Source organism: Thermofilum adornatum (genome assembly GCF_000446015.1).
In the GTDB taxonomy this organism is placed as follows: domain Archaea; phylum Thermoproteota; class Thermoprotei; order Thermofilales; family Thermofilaceae; genus Thermofilum; species Thermofilum adornatum.
The window spans coordinates 727323-745849 of the sequence record NC_022093.1; the positions used below are offsets into that span (position 1 = coordinate 727323).

The following is an 18527-nucleotide window of genomic DNA, read 5'->3' on the forward strand; positions in this document are numbered from 1 at the left end:
GTGAAGCCTAGATCATTCGTGTTTAGTTTCGGTTTTCGTGAAGATCTTGTTCTTAGGCGGCTTGGGAGTCTTGCTATACGTGGAAACGAAAAAATAGTGTTGTTTACGGGTAGCCCTATTGCCCAGGAGACAATCATGGCTTATAACCGGCTGAGAGACTACTGTTCAGAGGTGGGTCTGAAGAGGCCGAGACTTGTAGAGTTGCCGATTCCCGACTCTACAGAAGCTGTAATCAGAGTTAAACATGAAGTGAAGGGTCTAACTGAGCCGATTATTACAGACCTGACAGATGGGAAGAAGTCGGTCTCTCTGGCTGTATTCATGGGTCTACTTCTCTCTGGAAAACTCTTCGAGGTCTTTATTTCCTCGGAGGCCCCGTTGGGGGAAGAGCTGTGGATACCGCCTGGCATAACAAAGGCTATGTTAGCTCTCAGCAAGGAGAAGCGCCAGATACTGGTAGTCATTTCGAGAAACAAGCATTGCACCGTCGATTTAATAGCTCAGAAGGTAGGCCGTGCCCCGAAAACCATAAGGAATCATTTAGTAGATCTGAAAAAGATGGGGCTAGTTGTCTCCTTAGGCAAAGAAGGTGGCCTGAAGCTTACAAGTTGGGGCCGTGTTGTGTTAAGCGCATATAAGTGAATTCTTATCATATACTCCATTTCGTTATAAACAAATATATCCTGGTGATACATAGTTAAATACGATGCTTGTTGTATCCGCCTCGATAGAAGTCTACCCCATCCGCGATACAATTCTGCCACCATTTACAAGCAAGGTGACCCGGACTGCTTTCGCCTCTCTTTGGGGAGAAGAGCCCCTGCTGGGACGTCTGGGCTCTTTTAGCGTGCTTTACAGGGACGGCAAACCCCTCTACAAGCGACTAGACACAAGTGAGCTTTTAGTTGCAAGGGCTGGGGAAAGGCTAGAGGCAAGAGTATCGTTCCTGACAGGTGAGAGTCCTCCAGTGCCTGAGGATTATTCAACCTTCATGTTCAGCGGGACAGAATTCAACACAAGAGTCACAGGGATAGAAGTTACAACACTAGAAAACCTGCGGATTGATTTGCCGAAAAAATTCTCGCTAAAGTTCCTCACACCCACGCTTTTACCTGTCCCTGGAAGAGGAGAATTACTAAAAGAAAAAGGGGTAAAGAGGAGATACAAGCTTCTGCCAGATCTCCCCTTGGCGCTACGCCTTCTCACTTATGACTTAAAACTGAAAAAAATAGACCTCATAAAGGCAACGCCCTTCCAGATATATAAATGGGCCTACAGGGCCCTAGCAGAGCTAGACTACCACGTCAAGCCCGAAACAGTTCTGTATACTGTCAGAGACGGAAAACCGTCAACAGAGAGAGGTTTCACGGGCTTTGTGCTATACGAGTTACTCGACGAAGCATCCCCCCTAAAACAAGAACTAGAAAAACTCCTGGCATTTGCGCTAAGGTTCGGCATAGGGAAATCTAGAAGCATTGGGTTCGGGCAGATTTCACTTCAGCCCATACGTAAGTAGGGCGTCTACGCGCTTTTCTTGCATGGCAATAAATATATATGGTTGTTTTAATGGTCATGTGCGGGTCTTTGGAGGGGTGTAGTGTATGCCGCTGAGGCCTGGTAAGTGCTATAGACACTTTGGGACTCCGCCCTATACTAGGCTAGAGTATATCAAGAGTAATCCACCAGTGCTAGTTCCAAAGTTTGACCTTGGCAACCCTAAGGGTAACTTTAATACTATTGTAAAGCTTGTGGTATTAAAGCCTGGCCAGATCAGGGCAAACGCTCTGGAGGCCGCCAGGCAACATGCAAACAAGTACTTGTCTGCGAAAGTTGGCGACTCAAACTTCTTCCTGCGGTTGACAGTGTATCCGCACCATATTCTGCGTGAGAACAAGATGATGGCAATGGCTGGCGCAGACAGGCTTCAGGACGGTATGAGGCTTTCCTTTGGCACTCCAGTCGGGAGGGCTGCCAGGGTGGACAGCATGCAGGTCATCATGTTTGTCAAGGTTGATGCAAAGAACGTTGACAAGGCAAAGGAGGCTTTACGCCGCGCCGCATCCAAGATTCCCCTGCCGAGCAGGATAATTGTCGAGACTGTAGGCGGTGCCTAGAGATAGATGACTGGTTTTACTTTAACTGTTAATTGTTTCCTGTGTGGGGTTGCTGGGGTTGTCAGAGCTACATAAGAAGCGTATAGAAGTAGCTGTAAATATATGGGGCGAGATACTTAACGGTTCTTTTTCTTCCCGCGAGGAACTTGTCTCATACCTAGAGGAGGTCTACAGGACAAATAGACTTGAGCCGATAAGGGGCAAGACAAAGATAAATATCTGGGACAAGGAGCTTGCGACCCTGTACGTCGTTGGAAAGTATGGCTTGGCGCTTGAGGAGGAGCTCTACAGTTTCCAGAACTTATTCGACATAGAGGTTAAAGCTGACAGAACTATCAGTGCCGTGCTTGAGGGCAGGGATCCAAGGACAACTCTCCGCGAGCATTTTGGCTCCGAAGATGAGGATCATGTCTTCAGGGTTCTACGGCTGGCAATGACCTCCGTAGTTCTGGGCTTTATGGATGAGGAGTCATTCATCAAGATACTGGCCGAGTTCGAGAAGGCCTTCCCAGAGCTACGTGAAAACTTTGCAAGCTTCAAGAGGTTCTATATTGCATTTAGGATGGCTGAAATGATTGCCTCCGGCAAGATCAGGAACAGAATCGAAAAGGAGGCATACAAGCATGCGATGTGCGTAAAGCTGAACGCCGACAAGTCGGCTCCCCCCGACGACTTTATACGAGACATAGTTGTCTCTACGTTCAGGGTTCCCGAGCACAGGGCAAACGGGGTTCTGCGGATGGCCTAGCCTGTGCCAGATACGTAAGGTTTTTATACGGTAGCTGTTAAAGAGAATTGCTTTAATAAGTGGTGTAGGGGCAAGTTTATGCCGAAGAAACGTAAGAGCCGTGGTCGTCATAAGGGTGGAAAGGGCAAGGAAGACCTCGTACAGTGCGACGAGTGTGGAGCACTTGTTCCAAGATCTAAGGCAGTAAAGATAACCAAGCCTGTCATGCCTGTAGACCCGTCACTTGCGAAAGAGCTGAGAGACAAGGGAGCCATCCTCCCACAATACACGGTGACCAAGTATCTGTGTCTGCGCTGCGCGATTTACCGCGGAATAATAAAGATTAGGCCAGAGGAAGAGAGGAAACAGCAGAAGCTTAAGCTACCATTCTAGGCATAGATGTTTCTCGAAAAGTTATCACGAATATTTTCTGTTTTTTCTTTTAACAGGATATACATAGTCTACTCAAACACTGCTGTCACCGCTCCAGTTTTTACGCCTGAATCCATGGCTACAGCCGGAGGGAGGATGGACGTCGTAGCCAGGTCCATTCTCTATGCATTATATGACCAAATAGAGCAACGCGGAGACACGCTCTTCATAGGACTTCTAAATGGATCACCGAGGCCTCCAGTAGCTCTCTATGCGTGGAGATTGTCCTTGCAAAACAGGTCAGAGCTTGAGGTTGGCGAAGCTATACGTAGGGCTCTCTCGGGCGAGAGGCTGGACGGCATAGAGGTGGAGAACGGCGCCAGAATCACAGATATCCTTGAGACCGTGAGGAAAACACACAGGGTATACCTCCTAGACGAGTCTGGCATGCATTTTTCCCATTTTACATTTACAGGGAAGAACGCTTTTATTCTTGGGGATCACATTGGGATTCCTGCTTGGATAATATCCTCTATTGAGAACATGCTGGACGGCGCGGTTAGCCTAGGAAAGAAGCCTTACCTTACTAGCCACTGTATAGCTTTTCTCAATGAGCTTATGGATCGAGCTTAGCTTGAGGTAAATCCAGCCTCGGCGAATATTTCCTCTATCTTCCTTGGGGAGGGTCTAGAGGCGAGGGCATTTATAGATACTTCATCTAGTGTTTTCTGTGGATCGTAGTAGAGGACTAGTCGTTTCAGCTCTTCCATATTGTTCGAGTAGCATCGGGGACATTGTGATGTCTTTACTTGGGAGACTTCGCCACAGTTGAGACACATGTAAAGATTTGCCCTGGTCACTGTGAATCCTCGCAGACCTACCCTGTATAGTTGCTTTAATGCCAGGGAGAGGTCTGCTGGAGTAATGCTTTTCACGACTATTTCTGGAACGCTGACGAGTCCTCTGGATGCGTGGAGTTCTCCCTCAAGTCTAAGATTGTTTGCGATGCTTCTTTTTAGATTGTCACTGTAGATAAACGGGGAAAAATTATTCACGTATTCTGGATACATTGTTCTCCAGGCCCTGGCTACTATATGTATATTTCTGTTTGGACTGAAGTAGACGTTTAAAGTGTCTTGACTGTATTCCTTGCTCAGCTTTGTCACTTCTTCTATGAATCCTCTTGCTGAGACGAGAAGTCTCTCTAAATAGGACGGTGTTCCCCAAGACTCTATGTAGGCTGGCTGGCTCTGGAGAAGGGTTGGTTCGTACCCGGGGTATGAAAACTGGAAGGCATAGCTTGGAGTATCCTTTAAGACTTCGCCTATTAGCCTTACGACTCCCGCGCCCCGTCTCTGAAGATTCTCAAACAGCCGAGCAGAGCTCCTATAAACATCGAGCAGGATGTCTAGTGGGTCTATATTGGTGTCCTTAGATCTGTACAATGTAGGTAACAGGATGCTTATGCTTCCAGCCAGTGCTAGGGGTCTATCTATGTTTGGGACAAGAAAGAAGTCCCCTGCCAATACTTTGTCTTCAAATGTGAAGACCAAAGGTACGCCAAGGTTAATAAGTCTGGTAATGTTCTTTAGGTCTTCCTGGCAAACTGAGTCAGGTTTGTTGACATAAACAGACACTAGGAAATTGTTGGGCGGGAGTTGTCCTAGCCTTAATAGTTCTATTAGGACTCTGCTTGGCTCTCCGCTAAGAGTTATGGACAAGGTCAGCTTAGTGATGCTTGCCAAAACCTCTAGTATCCTAATGGAGTCACTGTTCACATTGTCGTCAAGCCTGACAATTACGCCTCGAACCTTTTTACTCAACTTTACAAGTTTTCTGAGGGATTCGGTGGATGATATCGGGAGATATATGGCCTGTATTCCTGTTACCCAGTTCACATCGAAAAGGGCTATACCGCTTGCTAGGGGTTCTAGGAGCCCGACTTCTGCCAAAAGATTGGTGTCAATACTGTTTCCCGGGAAGGATTCCTCGTTCCCGATCGATATGTGGATGTCGATGTTTTCACGTAGACAGTTACTCGTCATACATTTCTCGAGGAGGAAGAGTTTAACAATGTTCTCGGGTACAAGTGTCGAGCCGAGCTTTTCGTCGACAAGTGAATATGTATCGAGGAGTACTTTTCTCTTTGTGTCGCGCTTTATCCCAGGTCTGCAAACATTTTCTAGCAGGGTCTCCATATAAGTTTCGAGGGGGATTACTATCCCGTTTTCTAGGAGCACCGACCTGTATTCCGGCTCCTTAGATTTGACTAGGAGTTCATCTAGGTTTGCTAGGACTTTTTCCCCGAGATGAGTGAGACAGTAATACTCGTTTGACGAGTGTATGAGGCCAGCTTTCGACAATTGTTTAAGGTGAAAAGCTAGTTTCTCAGGTGTTATGTCTAGTTTTTCTGCTAGGTCGCTAAAACGCATATGTTTCTGGTCCCGCAGGACAAAAAGTATGCGTAACCTAACCTCGTTTGAAAGAGCCTTAAGTACCCCGGCAATTGATTCTGCGCCAGACAATGACACAGAGAAGATAATTGCTGAGGGGTTATTTAGGGGTTGCTTTCTCCCTGTTTTCCCGAGAAGTAATTAGTCACATTTTTGATGGTGGCTCTATCCCCAGCATGTTCAAGCCGTTCCTGACCACCGTACGCACCATGTATACGACTGCCAGCCTTGAGTTTTTCTTCTCGGGCGTAGGGGCTTTAAGCACTGGGTAGTGATCGTAATAGTAGTTGAACTCCGATGCAAGCGTGTTGAGGTAATTGGTTAATATGTCTGGCCTCAAGTTGTCAGCGGCCTGCTTAACAGCTTCTGGGAACTGTCCAAGGAGAAATATTAAGGCATGCTCCTCCTCACCCACCTCGGAGACGCTGAGGCTGTCAAGTGATATCCCCTCTTCTCTAGCTTTCTCAAGAATGCTGTTTGCACGGACATAGCTATACTGAACAAAGGGTCCACTGTTCTGCTCAAAGTTGAGTATTCTATCCCAGTCAAATGTGAGAACCTTGTTCGGGGAGGTGCTAAGGAAGAAAAACTTCAAAGCGCCAAGCCCAACTTTCTCGGCGTCTTCTTCTCTGCCTATCCCCCTCTTCTTTATCTCTGCCTTTGCCCTGGAGACAGCCTCTTCAAGCACATCGTCTGCTGCAACATATACGCCTTTCCTGCTCGTCATTCTTGTACCAGGCAAGTTGACCATCTCATAGGAATAATGTATAAGCCTCTCGCCAATGTCTCTGTAGCCAAGAACATATAGGGCTAGCCTGAGCTGTGCCTGTGCAAGGGTCTGTTGGACGGCAATCACATTTATGACTCTGTCTGCCTTGGAAAGCTTCCAGATTGAGTAAGCAATGTCACGCGTAGTATACAGTGTTGTTCCGTCAGACCTTATAAGTGTCATTGGTGTAATGTCAAGGCCTTTAGGTATCCCAGCACGGCTTCTAGCTTCCTCAGACTCTGCTACCAGGTCAGCCCTAAATACGAGAGCGCCATCTTTTCGCTCGACGTAACCGCTGTCTCTAAGTTTTTCCAAGACGTCCTCCGTAAGACCGCTCCAAACAGTTATCTCGCTTTCCCAGTCCCAGCTGTCAAAAAATATGCCGAGCCTGTTCAGTGTTTCACGGATACCATCCATACAGTAGCTGATCATTCCGCGTACAAGTCTTATTGCTTCTCTATCGCCTTTCTCGTACCCCCTGTTCAGCCTCCTTATCTCCTCTTCAGGATCCTCTACATTATTCACCCAGGACGAGAGTTTTTCGAAGGCATCTGGTAGCCTTTCTGCATATTCCTTCAGCCTCCACATGTAGTCGGAGATTTTCCTGTTTATTTCTGGCGCGGTGTTTTCGTCTGCCTTCTCGAGCTCTTTCTTGAGTTTCTTTATCTCGATCAAGAGGTTAATCATTGTATAGAGTGAGCCAACATAATGGTCCCTCTTCATTGAAGACTTCGCGGTTTCGGCGACCCTGTAAGCCATAGCGGCGTAGGCAACCTGTAACCCTACGTCATCAATGTAGAAGTGTGTCTTGACATTGTGCCCCCTACTCTTGAGAAGCCTTGCAATAGTGTCGCCCAGTACACCGTTTCTCAGATGGCCGATATGCAGTGGGTGGATAGGGTTAGCACTTACATGTTCTACGATAATTTTCCGGGTCTCAGTAGAAGGTACACTGCCATAGGAGTCTCCAAGCCTAGTAACAGAGTTGAAAACTATCTCCGCGTACCTCTTCTCGTCAATGACAATGTTAAGGAAACCATTAACAACACTGCTACTCTTGACAAGCCCCGAAGGCTTATAGCCCGACAAAACAGATACAAGTTCCTCAAACTTCACACCGGAAGTCCTAGCAAGCTTCGAAACAGGCACGGCTAAGTCTCCGTACTCTCTTCGTGTCGCTTGTAGCTCTACGGCGTCAGGAGGAATGTTCAGCCCGTTAGTCTTAAAGAAACCTATGAGAGTCTCCCTGACACTTGTAACAAGCCATTCATAGGGGTTATGTATGATTGCCTCCGGCAAATCTATCTCCCAGCAAAACATACTTGGTACACATAAAAAGATTAGCTCTATGCGCTTCCGGCTGAAAGTATACACTATTGAGCTTAGAGCTTTAATGCATTGTTTCAAATGTTTTGAATATCTCTACGTGTTTTATGAGCTTCCTATATGTGTCTTTCAGTGCCTCTGGAATGACTTTTGTATCTGCAATTACAGGCATAAAGTTCGTGTCGCCGTTCCAGCGTGGCACGACATGTATGTGTAGGTGGCTTTCTAGACCGGCGCCAGCTACCCTGCCAAGGTTTACCCCAATGTTGAAACCGTCTGGCGAGAAGGCTCTCTTAATAACCTCGATCGACTGTACTAGGGCTTTTGAGAGTGCTAGAAGTTCCTCGTCGCTTAGCTGTGCAAAGTCGGCGACGTGTCTGTTTGGGGCTATTAAGAGATGGCCCGTGTTGTAGGGGAACTTGTTCATCAGGATGATTACATGTTTGCCTTTATATAGGACGAGGTTTTCCTCGAGGTTATCGGATTTTGTAGCGTTACATATGAAGCATCCTTGTTCCTTGCCGACTTTCGCGTATTCAATGTACGCCATGCGCCAGGGAGCAAATAGCGTGTCCATACGTATTACTTGGGTAGACAATCTATAAAAATTTTAGAGCATCTTGTCTACTTCTGTCCCAAAGATGGATGACTGGAGTCTCCTAGCCTCAGCCACTATTTCCTCACTGTTTTTCTCCCCCAGTATGCCGGCCACCTTTTCTGCAAACAATTTATACTTCTCGGCTAGGCTACGTGGAAGAATTTCATATTCGACAAGCTCTTGGAATTCTTCTTGATCAGTGACTTGTACGCCTTCCATAGGCGAATACGTAACGTCCATTGCTAGGTCAACGTATTTCAGGCCTGGGGGCTGGAATGCAAAGAAAACAGGAGTGTTGAGGTTCACATATATTCCCTTTAGCTCCCCCGTGGGGGAATAATAGAAGTGGATAATAGTGCGAGCAAAGAGCCAGGTATAGGATACTATCTGGTCTCCCTCCTCGCGGCGGATATTCTTGAACCCGTCATAAGTCCCCTGGGAAGAGCTCTGGCGTCTCAACTGGACATATCCAGGGCTCCGAATCTCTGCAACCGCGCTCCACACGTGTCCCTGCCCTGTCAGTTTTTTATGGAAGATGCTTACCCTAGAGCCGTGGAGCTTAGCGAATTCTTCCATAATAGCCTCTAGGACTTTTTCGCGGGAAAAACAGCGGCCGCTCAGGACATTCTTCTCAGCGAAGTCTATCTTATGGCTCAACTCCTCTATGCCTAGGCTCTTCAACAAGTGGTGGAAAGGAATAGTAGTGAAGTAACGTTCACGAATGGTGTCAAACTTTAAAGCGGTGTCTGGAGGTATCTCGACGAGTGCTAGGGATTCTCCAACCATTACAGGTCCGATGCTTTGGGGCTTGAACACGTTGAGAAATTCTGTGGCCTTTTTCAGGAGTTCTTTGATTTCCCTCCCAACATCCAGTATATTCGCGTTCTTGGCGGCGCTCCTAAAATGTACACCCCAGCCCTGTGGAACCTCGTTCATGGCTAGGGTCAGTAGCTGTAATCTAAGCTCTGCATCCCTTATGTGCTCGCTTGTGTTGTGTCTCTCAAATTGTATGAGTCTCACGTATCGGCCAGTCAACGCCGCGCCCTCCTTGAGTAGAGGTGCTTCCGGCGAAGCCCTGGTCACGTGTGCTAATAGGAGATCCCCCTCAGAGTGGCTGTTGCGAAGTTTTACTGTACAGAACCTGCCAGGCATGTACTCTGCAAGCCAGATGTCCCCGTCTACCCTCTCAACTAGTCTGACGACATACATGGAGTATGGACCCACAGGCACATAGCCAACAATAAGGTCAGGGATTATACTTCTCAACAGGAATACAACCTTCGCCAAAAGCTCCGGGTCGCCCAGGATTATGAGCCCAGACCTGTCGTCCTGGTCCTTGATCGTCAATAGTACCTCGCTATGTTTCTTTAGCGCCGGAAACCTCTCCTGTATATCTATACTTACATCTGCAAATCTGTAGCCAGCCTCGTCGAGCAGACCTGTAACTGCAGTAGCATAAATACCTCTAACTCTTATCAACTATTAGTCACCTCTGTCACCATAAAAGATGTGCCACGGCTTGGGAAGCACGTCTTTCCATTTGAGGGGGTATCTCCTCACGTAGCCGCACCTCAGGCATGTAACGGCAATGTATTTCATTTTTCCGCGGTTTTTAACTCTAACCCGCATTGTTTCTCCGGGGACAAGGAAGCTCCCGCATTTACGGCAAACTTGGGCTTTCAATGTGTCTGGGTATGGTATCTGTGCCTTCTTGCATATGGCCATTGCTATTTTTCCATAGCGGTGTGCCAGCTCGGGCTCGGTCGGGTAGACCATTTCTGCAAATCTGAGTAGCCGTTCGATTCTTTGACGTGCCAAATCCTTTATTTCGTGCCTCTTTCTATACATTACGGAGTGAGATATATGGACAGACTGTTATTAATATTAGCCGACGCTGGGCTAGAACTTGTTCCTCCTGAGATCAGCAGACATCCAGCTGTAGTCAATAATGCGAAGAGGAGGGGTAAGAAGCCAAAGGAAGTACTCCTAGATGTCTCGCTACACTATACAGCGATGAAGGCGCTCAAGGACAGGTGGAAAAGAGGAAGACCCGACATTGTCCACGTGTCCCTGCTTATAGCACAAGACTCCTTGCTGAATAAGCTCGGCCGGCTGGAAACGTATATACATACATATCAGGGAAAAGTCATAGAGATTTCTCCAGAAATGGTTGTGCCGAGAAACTATATAAGGTTCGTGGGGCTAGCCGAACAATTGCTCCTAGTTGGAAGAGTGCCTCCTGATACTGAAAAGCCTTTAGCTTATATCCATGGGAAAGCTCTGCGCGACCTCATCAAGGAGAAAGGGGTCTCCAAGACCTTTAGACTTGACGACAAAGCCGTAGCAGTTAAGCCCAGAAGTCTGGCAAAGATGATCGTAGAGGAGAAGTACCCGGCATTAATAATTGGTGCATTCCAGCATGGAGACTTTAGCGAAGAGGTGGAAAGCGTCGAAGCTGAGGTATACTCTATTTTTGATGAGCCCCTACCAGCTTGGAGTGTTTTGTCGCATGTCCTAGCACTAGTCACAGACGAGCTTGGGGTGCCATAGTTGAGGGTCTTAAACATAGACGAGGAAAGGGGGGAAATAGAGGTAGTTGTTGAGGTACTAGAGGACCTATATTTTCTCCACATGCTCCTCCAGAGGGGAGACACAGTCTATGGCTGGACCACTAGGCAGATGAAGGTCTCGAGGGGTGGAGGCGAAGAGAAGGGCGACAGGGTTCCAGTGTACATGGGTATAGAGGTCGAGAAAATTTCCTATGCAAAGTTCTCCGAGAAGCTACGTGTAACAGGCAAGGTCGTAGAGGCTCCGGAGGATTTTCACGCGAAGGGTAGCTACCACACGATACAGGTAGGAATCGGCGACAAGCTGAGAATAATAAAGAAGAACGGCATAGATAGCTTTACCAGAAACGTGCTGGAAAGATCCACGTCAAGTATCATGCGGGTATTGCTCGTTGCAGTGGGAGATGAAGAGATAGCAGTAGGTCTTTTGTCTCCAGTGGGAATCGAGATAAAATCCACTATTCCTTACACGCCCAAGGGAGAGGGGAAAGAATCAAGCATAGAGGCACGCTACAAGGATCCAATTAAACAGATACTTGCCAGAGTAGTTTCGGTTGCGAAGACGGAAAAAATAGATGAAATAGTTGTAGCGGTTAACGAGAAGCTTTCGGCAGTAACGCAGAAAATACTTGACGAGCTAGGAGTCAAAGCTAAAATAGTTAAGGTAGCCGAGGGAGGAGAGTCAGGCATACATGAGATCCTCAGGAGAAGCGATCTAAGAGAAATGTTTAGAAGCATACGAGTAACTGCAGAAATAACAGAGCTTGAAAAGCTACTAGAGGAACTGTTCACGGGAAGCGAGAAAGTCGCCACGGGTTTAGCTCAGGTAGCTAGCGCTGCAGAATGGGGACTCGTAGAAAAAGTAATTGTAAACGACGAGCTGCTCTTCGGTGAGACACGCGACCAACTAATCGAAATGTTAGACAAGATATTTACCCGCAACGGAAAAGTAATAATTATACCAGAAGAAAGCGAAGCCGGTAAAAAACTCAAAAGCCTCGGTGGAATAATTGCAAAACTCTACTATGCTCCAACAACCTAACACTCATCCACAACGTTTGAGACAATTATACCATGTTATTTGGGCTGGAGCTTGTAGATGAAGCTTGTGAGACCGCCCTCGTATATCCTCCATGTCCCAGTAGTGTCGAAGCCCATGTTTCTGCTTATTTCCTCTACAAGCCTCCTATGTGTCGTCAAGACGACAAGTTTCCCATCCTCCTCCAGGTTATGTCTAGCAAGTCGGAACAATGCCTCATAGCTCCTCTTTAACCCGCCGACAGCCTTTTCCCTTATACCGAAGGGGGGATTTGTTACTATAGCGTCGACCGTGAAGTTTCTAACAGGTGCATGTCCGATGTCACAGGTGAAAAGTAGGAGAGTCTTGTTAATGCTTCTCGAGTTCTCTAAAGCTCCCCGAATAAAATCACTGTTAACGTCGCTACACAGAGCCTTTAGACCTGGGTCTACTGAGAGGCATTCGAGTGGTATTGTGCCGGAGCCACAGAAGGGGTCCCATAATTTCTCCCTTGGCGAGGCGATCCTACACATTGCATATGCGAGTACCGGGTTCAGTGCCGAGCGGTGTATATATCTACGGTAGGGCCTGTCTCTCAGGTTACCAGCGTGTGTCAGGTATACGCCGTACCTGTACCTGCCGGCCTCGTATTCAACGTAGAGGATTATGTCTGGGAAGTCCAGTGACACCTCTAGCCCTGTTTTTTCCTGTATGATTCTCCCAATCTTGGAGGCTATCTCTAGCGAAGTTGTTTCAATGTCCTTGGTTATTCTCTCGGCGCGAACTGAGAAGTACCTGTGCCATGCAATGAGCTCTTTGGCGTGCAAGGCCAGTTCCTCGCCTACCTCCTCGAGTCTATCAGCTTCGCCTAGGAGAAGGTACACGTTCTCTGCAGAGTGTATCCTAGTAATTATCTGTGCCAGGCAGTTCTCGGGTAGCTCAGCTGTTACTCTGCCCGAAGAGGAGGCTACATATGAATGGGCTTCTGGGCATAGCTCCCCGATTTCCTGTACTGCTATGTTCTCTATGCCTGGAACTGTTGTTACAAGTATTTTCAAGCCTCTTTCACCGCGTCCACAAAGACCTTGAAGAAGTATCTCCTTGCAAGAAGGAGCGCTCTCTCTCTGTCCAGTTTATTGAAGGTGTTTAACAAAGCGAGCGCAAAGTAGCCGGCGAGTAAACGGTAGACAATGTTGTCCAGTGTGCCAGGGGCAATAAAGATAGAGTCTGAGACAATGTCTACATATATTCCGTCATCGACTCTAAGCTTTTCTCTGGCGAGTTCGTCATTCCCGATCACTACTACGGCGTGTATTCTCGGGGACTCGAGTCCCTCCCTCAAAGAGATCTGCTCGGCTTGTCTCAGGGCCCTAGAGAGTACCTTTTCTATGTTTGTCATTAGGCCGTGTCTAATAAGAGAAAAATCCACTATATTATAAATTAAGCGTGTCTATGTGGCGACAGCCATTTTTTCAAGTATAAGGTTCAAGTCGTCAAGGCTCCTGAGTACGACCTTGTCATAGTTTTTTGCGAGTACCCAGAGGGGTGTGTCCCTCCTGACGGCGTACTTAACGCCATGCTTTGTCTTCCCGAGAACCTCTAGGTAGCCTTTCTCTCTTAGCTTTTCTAAGACGTCCTTTACAAGGGTGAGTACAACGGGCTGTGTTTCGATGTTGGCGAGGACGGCTATTTTCTTGGCATTAAATGTCACTAGGCTACCCCGAGACTTTTTGATCATGTCTAGTATTGTCTGAACCACTGTAACGCTAAACTCGTTATAGTTTCTATACAAGGGTACACGTATCACGAATAATTGTTGCAGGCAAGTATCTATACCACTTCCACTTACAAATGGGGCTTAAGATTAGCGTTAAACAAGCGTACTACGATTGGTTTTTCCTGTGGGGAGGGACACCTATAGGCTTATATTTTTCTGGGTGTATTATGAATGGTATCTATGTCTAAAAAACCTTACCCTCAAAACGACGACCTAGTAAATGCGATCCTGAAGGTTCTAAGCAAGGCATACACGATGACGCCGGACGAGTTTCCAGAGGCAGTAAAAAAGCAACTCGAAGAAGAGGGCTTTTACACGGGCCTGGTAACCACGAAGAGGATCTGGCAACTCTATGAGAAGCTCGTAAGGAACGGGCAGGCAGTTGATGTATTTGGGGTAGTTCAGGACCTGGGTCAGAGAGAGTAGGGAGCCCGAAAACTTAATAATTCTTTATAAATGTCTCTGCACTGGTGTCAATTATTGCTAGCAAGAGAATGGAGTTTCCAGAGGTAAACAAGGAGAGAAGGGATTTTCTGAAGTCGATAGAGGAGAAATGGCAGAAATTCTGGGAGCAAAACCGCGTCTTTGAGGCTGACCCAGATCCCTCAAGGCAAAAGTTCTTCGTGACATTCCCATACCCATACATAAACGCTTATCCCCATCTAGGCACGGGCTACACAGTCCTTAGGGTAGACATACTTGCCAGGTTCAAGAGGTTGCAGGGCTACAACGTGTTGTTCCCTCAGGGCTGGCACGCGACGGGTGGCCCAATAGTAGCGGCAGCGCTGAGGGTCAGGGAGGGAGACCCAAAACAGATAAACATTTTGAGGTCTCTAGGCATCCCTGAAGAGGAGATACCCAAGTTTAGGGATCCAGAGTATTGGGTCTACTTCTTCAAGAAGGAGTTCCGGAGAGACTTCCAGAGACTAGGCCTCAGCATTGACTGGAGACGCGAGTTCTTCACGACGAGGCTGAACCCGCCCTACAACAAGTTCATACAGTGGCAGTACACAGTTCTCAGGGAGAAGGGGCTCATAGCTAAGGGTAAACATCCCGTTGTGTGGTGTCCCAAGGAGCAGAAAGTTGTAGGAGACCACGACAGGCCCGATGAGTATGCAGGCATAGGGCCAACGGAAGTCGTGGTGATAAAGTTCAGAGGGGAAGACGGCTACGTATATCCGTGTCTCACCTACAGGCCTGAAACGGTTTTTGGTGCAGTTAACATCTGGGTTAACCCAGACGCGGAATACCTAATCGCAGAAGTCGATGGCGAGAAGTGGATTGTGGGCGAATATGGTGCAAGGGAGCTTGCCGACCAAGACCATAAAGTAAATGTTGTCGGAAGGATAAAGGGCGCCCAGCTCGTAGGTCACTTTGCGGTGAATCCAGTCACGGGGTGGAGGGTTCCAGTTCTCCCCGCGTTCTTTGTTGACGCCGACTTTGGTACTGGCGTCGTAATGTCTGTGCCGGCCCACGCGCCCTACGACTATGTCGGGCTGGAAGACCTCAAGGGGGATCCATACCTCCTCGAAAAGTATAACCTCGACCCCTCCATAATTGACGCTGTACAGCCAGTGAAGCTGATAGAAGTAGAAGACTATAAGGGTCTGCCGGCACAGGAAGCAGTCCAAGCCTTCAACGCGAAGACCCAGAGAGACATAGAGGCATTGGAGAAGGCGACAAAGGACGTTTATAGCAAGGAGTTCTACAAGGGCGTCCTTAAGCCGGAGATTTATGGCGCGAAGTGGGGAGGCAGAAAAGTCTATGAGGTAAAGGAAGAGATAATAAACTACCTGTCAGAGAAGGGCGTAGCTTTTAGACACTACACCCTGAGTAGTCCTGTCTATTGTAGGTGCGGGGCCAAGACGCATGTAAAACTTGTGAAGGATCAGTGGTTCCTTCGGTACAGTGACAAAGAGTGGAAGCAGAAGGCCCACGAGTGTATAGATCAGATGCGTTTTGTCCCCGAGGAGATCAGGCAGGAGTTTCACAGGCTTGTTGACTGGTACGAGGACTGGGCGTGTACACATGAGAGGGAGCTCGGCACGCCGTTGCCCTGGGATGAGAGGTGGGTTCTCGAGTCCCTTAGCGACTCGACAATATACATGGCCTACTATACAATAGCCAAGTACCTTCAGCACCCTGAAACGTATGGCATAGACTGGGATAGGCTCGGTAACAGTTTCTTTGACTACGTTTTTCTTGGCAAAGGTGATCCGGAAAAGGTAAGCGCGGAGACAGGCATCTCTAGGGAGCTCCTAGAAAAAATCAGGCAGGAGTTCCTCTATTGGTACCCCGTCGACATGAGGGTTTCGGGCAAAGACCTCCTGGGCAACCACCTTGTCTTCTTCATTATGCATCACGTTGCAGTATTTCCAAGGGACAAGTGGCCGAGAGGCATAGGGATAAACGGCTGGGTTCTCGTAGCGGGCAAAAAGATGTCCAAGTCTCTTGGAAACTATATACTCATAAGGGAAGCAATAGACTACTGGGGTGCGGACGCTACAAGGTTCGCTGAAGCATACGCCGGGAACTCCGGTCTTGACGACGCAAATTTCGAGCCAGAGATGGCGAGCAAGGCTGTGGATCTCCTCTATGAGTGGTACAAATTCGCAACCGAGAACTACGGCAAGGGAGACAATGATTACAGGTTCATAGACAAGTGGTTTGAAAGTGTCATAAACGAGACAGTCCTCAAGGTTGCAAGGGAATACGAACAAATAAACACAAAAAATGTCCTCGTCGAGGGCTTCTTTAACCTCCAAAACAGCTACAAGTGGTACATTAGGCGCAGGGGCGCCCCCAACAGGAGCCTACTCAAGAGATTCATCGAGACCCAGACACTTATCCTAGCTCCGATAACCCCACACATAGCGGAGGAGATTTGGCAGGCAATAGGCAAACAGACATCCATATCCAAGGCCCAGTGGCCAAAAGTAACAGACCAAGACATAGACAAGCATGTTCAGAAAGCAGAGGCAGTAGTAGTAAAGCTCCTGGAAGACCTTGAAGAAGTAATCAGACTTAAAAAGAACAAGCCAAAAAGAGTAACGATAGTTCTCCCAGCTCCATGGAAATACGAGTTCCTAGATAAAGTGAACCAGGCATACAGGACAACAGGAAAGCTATCAGAAGCCATACAGCAAGCAACAAAAACACTAACCCCTGAACAGAGAACAAAAATAGGAAAAATAATACCAATTATACACAAAAACCCAGAAATCCTCGACCTTGCAACAAACCAGCAACTAGAAGCACAAGCACTGACAGACGCACTCCCCCTCATACAACAAACACTTGGTACAGAGATTGTCATAGCTACAGAAGAACAACTACAAAATAATCCCAAGGCAACCACATCCCTGCCCGCAAGGCCAGCAATAATACTAGAAGAATGAGTTATAGTCCCACCATATATTAAAAGAGATTTATGAGGTCTCCCGGTCAACAAAATATTTCGAAAAGTTTAAAGGAGGTTCTTAACAGAGATTTCCTATTAGATATATTTGTTTAAGTTTTTAACTAGTTTGTGCGGTTTTTTATTGGCGGCGGATGACGTGAGCGTTGACTGCCGACAAAGTGAAGAAAAGGAGGTGAAGAGACGCCGCCGTTTACCTGAATTCCCAGTTCCACATTTCTTGGGCAAGCTTCCCGTCGTACATGTAGAGGTGTAGTTTTTCCTCTGCTCGCTTTACATTTGCTCTGTGTTGCTCGAGGAACCTGTTTATCCTCTGGACGAGCTCTAGCTTGCACTCGCCGCACATGAGTTTGCCCGTCTTGCAGGCCCAATATCTTTCCTCGAGCTTCTTGTCGTCCTCTTCAAAAAGTACGCTGTACCAGTGGAAGACTGTGCAGACTTCTGGGACTCCTCCTAATTTCCTCTGTTCCTCTATTGTCGCTCTGCCGCCAGTATAGGCATTCATTATCTTCTTCTTGACAACGTCGGGTGGATCATTCAGCAGTATGGCAGTTTCAGGCTGAGAGGCAGACATCTTCGTCTCTGGACCAGTGAGGCCCCAAACTAGTTTGGACAGTATTTCAGCGGTCTTATACCTTCCTAGCCTCGGCGCAATATCCCTCTGTAGCCTAAAGTAGGGGTCCTGGTCGATCCCGCACGGTATCAGGGGTCTCTTGTTCTCGAAAAGGGTGGGCACGATCTGAAGTGCAGGATAAAATATCAGCCCTATGCTCGTTTCTCCGTCGAAGCCGAAGACAGCCTTAGCCGTTGAAAAATTTATGAGTCTTGCAACCCTTACGGCGGCCCTGTACATTCGCGAGATGTACTCTGTATCCCTAAAGATGAATGTTCTGTCTGGGTCGAAGCCTAGGGCCGCTATGTTCAATATGTCCTGTCTCACGTATGGCTCAACTTCATCTAGGCTTTCGACCTTCTTTGCAAGGAATTTTTCCTCGTCTGGGATCTCTATATAAACATTCACATTGAACTTCTCTTGGAGCCACCTGGTAGCTACAAATGGTACAATGTGGGCAATATGCATAGGCGAGTTGCTCGGGGCACGTCCCGTATACAGGAAGAATCCCCTTCCAGCTTCATAGTCGTCCAATACAAGCCCCAGATCCCTATGTGCAAAAAAGAACCCCCTTCGCAGAAGCCAGTGGAGGCCACCAGCAAGCCTACCAATGCGCTCAACGAGCTCGGGTCCCAGCTTCTCGACTCCAAATTCTTCAATTAATTTGTCGTAGTCTATCTTTCCACGAGCTTCCCAGGGAGTAACACTATATCCACTCTCCATGAAAACCACCACCACAACGAGCAAGAAAAATTTAAGAATTACGCGTCCAATC

Annotated in this window: 19 protein-coding genes; 10 read left to right on the forward strand and 9 right to left on the reverse strand. The window is 47.6% G+C overall.

Translation table 11 applies throughout. The annotated features are described in order from the left end of the window. The 6 genes from csa3 to N186_RS04090 all read left to right on the forward strand — a co-directional run bounded on the left by csa3 (position 1) and on the right by N186_RS04090 (position 3846). Positions 1-642, forward strand: a complete 642-nt coding sequence (csa3, locus tag N186_RS04065; protein ID WP_020962501.1) for a CRISPR-associated CARF protein Csa3 — start codon at positions 1-3, stop codon at positions 640-642. A gap of 64 nt (positions 643-706) precedes the next feature. After that, a complete protein-coding gene (gene cas6 / locus N186_RS04070; RefSeq protein ID WP_020962502.1) occupies positions 707-1516 on the forward strand; it encodes a CRISPR system precrRNA processing endoribonuclease RAMP protein Cas6 in 810 nt (269 codons plus the stop codon). A gap of 85 nt (positions 1517-1601) precedes the next feature. After that, a complete protein-coding gene (locus tag N186_RS04075; protein WP_020962503.1) occupies positions 1602-2114 on the forward strand; it encodes a 50S ribosomal protein L16 in 513 nt (170 codons plus the stop codon). A gap of 58 nt (positions 2115-2172) precedes the next feature. After that, positions 2173-2862 carry a DUF2192 domain-containing protein gene (locus tag N186_RS04080; protein ID WP_187147063.1) on the forward strand — a complete coding sequence of 230 codons (690 nt, stop codon included), beginning with the start codon at positions 2173-2175 and terminating at the stop codon, positions 2860-2862. A 78-nt stretch (positions 2863-2940) separates the two neighbouring features. Next, a complete protein-coding gene (locus tag N186_RS04085) occupies positions 2941-3234 on the forward strand; it encodes a 30S ribosomal protein S26e (RefSeq protein ID WP_020962505.1) in 294 nt (97 codons plus the stop codon). 114 nt (positions 3235-3348) lie between these two features. Beyond that, complete coding sequence (locus N186_RS04090) at positions 3349-3846, forward strand: RNA methyltransferase (RefSeq protein WP_052885513.1); 498 nt, start codon at positions 3349-3351, stop codon at positions 3844-3846. On the opposite strand, the gene N186_RS04095 is transcribed toward N186_RS04090, so the two are convergent. The 5 genes from N186_RS04095 to N186_RS04115 all read right to left on the reverse strand — a co-directional run bounded on the left by N186_RS04095 (position 3843) and on the right by N186_RS04115 (position 10207). Continuing rightward, a complete protein-coding gene (locus N186_RS04095) occupies positions 3843-5744 on the reverse strand; it encodes an ArsR family transcriptional regulator (protein ID WP_187147064.1) in 1902 nt (633 codons plus the stop codon). The genes N186_RS04090 and N186_RS04095 overlap by 4 nt on opposite strands. 67 nt (positions 5745-5811) lie before the next feature. Next, complete coding sequence (locus N186_RS04100) at positions 5812-7734, reverse strand: arginine--tRNA ligase (RefSeq protein WP_187147065.1); 1923 nt, start codon at positions 7732-7734, stop codon at positions 5812-5814. Positions 7735-7825: 91 nt separating this feature from the next. Continuing rightward, positions 7826-8338: an HIT family protein gene (locus N186_RS04105; protein ID WP_020962509.1), complete on the reverse strand. Its 513-nt coding sequence runs from the start codon at positions 8336-8338 to the stop codon at positions 7826-7828. A gap of 33 nt (positions 8339-8371) precedes the next feature. After that, the gene (locus tag N186_RS04110; protein WP_020962510.1) at positions 8372-9838 is read right to left on the reverse strand and encodes a ribonuclease FAU-1 family protein; all 1467 of its coding nucleotides are present in this window, start codon (positions 9836-9838) and stop codon (positions 8372-8374) included. 3 nt (positions 9839-9841) lie between these two features. Further along, positions 9842-10207: a ribonuclease P protein component 4 gene (locus tag N186_RS04115; RefSeq protein ID WP_020962511.1), complete on the reverse strand. Its 366-nt coding sequence runs from the start codon at positions 10205-10207 to the stop codon at positions 9842-9844. 15 nt (positions 10208-10222) lie between these two features. Here N186_RS04115 and N186_RS04120 point away from each other — a divergent pair, with 15 nt between their 5' ends. Further along, entirely contained in the window at positions 10223-10909 is a 687-nt protein-coding gene (locus N186_RS04120; RefSeq protein WP_020962512.1) for a hypothetical protein, read from the forward strand. Beyond that, positions 10910-11968 carry a pelota family protein gene (locus N186_RS04125; RefSeq protein ID WP_020962513.1) on the forward strand — a complete coding sequence of 353 codons (1059 nt, stop codon included), beginning with the start codon at positions 10910-10912 and terminating at the stop codon, positions 11966-11968. A gap of 35 nt (positions 11969-12003) precedes the next feature. Here the strand turns inward: N186_RS04125 and N186_RS04130 are convergent, their stop codons facing one another. From N186_RS04130 to N186_RS04140, 3 genes are read right to left on the reverse strand one after another with little or no spacing between them, the layout of a single operon-like run. Further along, the gene (locus tag N186_RS04130; protein ID WP_020962514.1) at positions 12004-13002 is read right to left on the reverse strand and encodes a methyltransferase; all 999 of its coding nucleotides are present in this window, start codon (positions 13000-13002) and stop codon (positions 12004-12006) included. Next, complete coding sequence (locus N186_RS04135; protein ID WP_020962515.1) at positions 12999-13343, reverse strand: hypothetical protein; 345 nt, start codon at positions 13341-13343, stop codon at positions 12999-13001. The genes N186_RS04130 and N186_RS04135 overlap by 4 nt, the downstream gene beginning before the upstream one ends. A 51-nt stretch (positions 13344-13394) precedes the next feature. Further along, positions 13395-13751: a hypothetical protein gene (locus N186_RS04140; protein ID WP_052885514.1), complete on the reverse strand. Its 357-nt coding sequence runs from the start codon at positions 13749-13751 to the stop codon at positions 13395-13397. Positions 13752-13901: 150 nt separating this feature from the next. Here N186_RS04140 and N186_RS04145 point away from each other — a divergent pair, with 150 nt between their 5' ends. Further along, positions 13902-14147, forward strand: a complete 246-nt coding sequence (locus N186_RS04145; RefSeq protein ID WP_020962517.1) for a hypothetical protein — start codon at positions 13902-13904, stop codon at positions 14145-14147. Between the two features lie 44 nt (positions 14148-14191). Further along, complete coding sequence (gene leuS / locus N186_RS04150) at positions 14192-17119, forward strand: leucine--tRNA ligase (RefSeq protein ID WP_020962518.1); 2928 nt, start codon at positions 14192-14194, stop codon at positions 17117-17119. Between the two features lie 213 nt (positions 17120-17332). On the opposite strand, the gene N186_RS04155 is transcribed toward leuS, so the two are convergent. Further along, positions 17333-18475 (reverse strand): tryptophan--tRNA ligase, encoded by a 1143-nt coding sequence (locus N186_RS04155; protein WP_052885650.1) that lies wholly within the window; start codon positions 18473-18475, stop codon positions 17333-17335. Positions 18476-18527 lie beyond the last annotated feature (52 nt).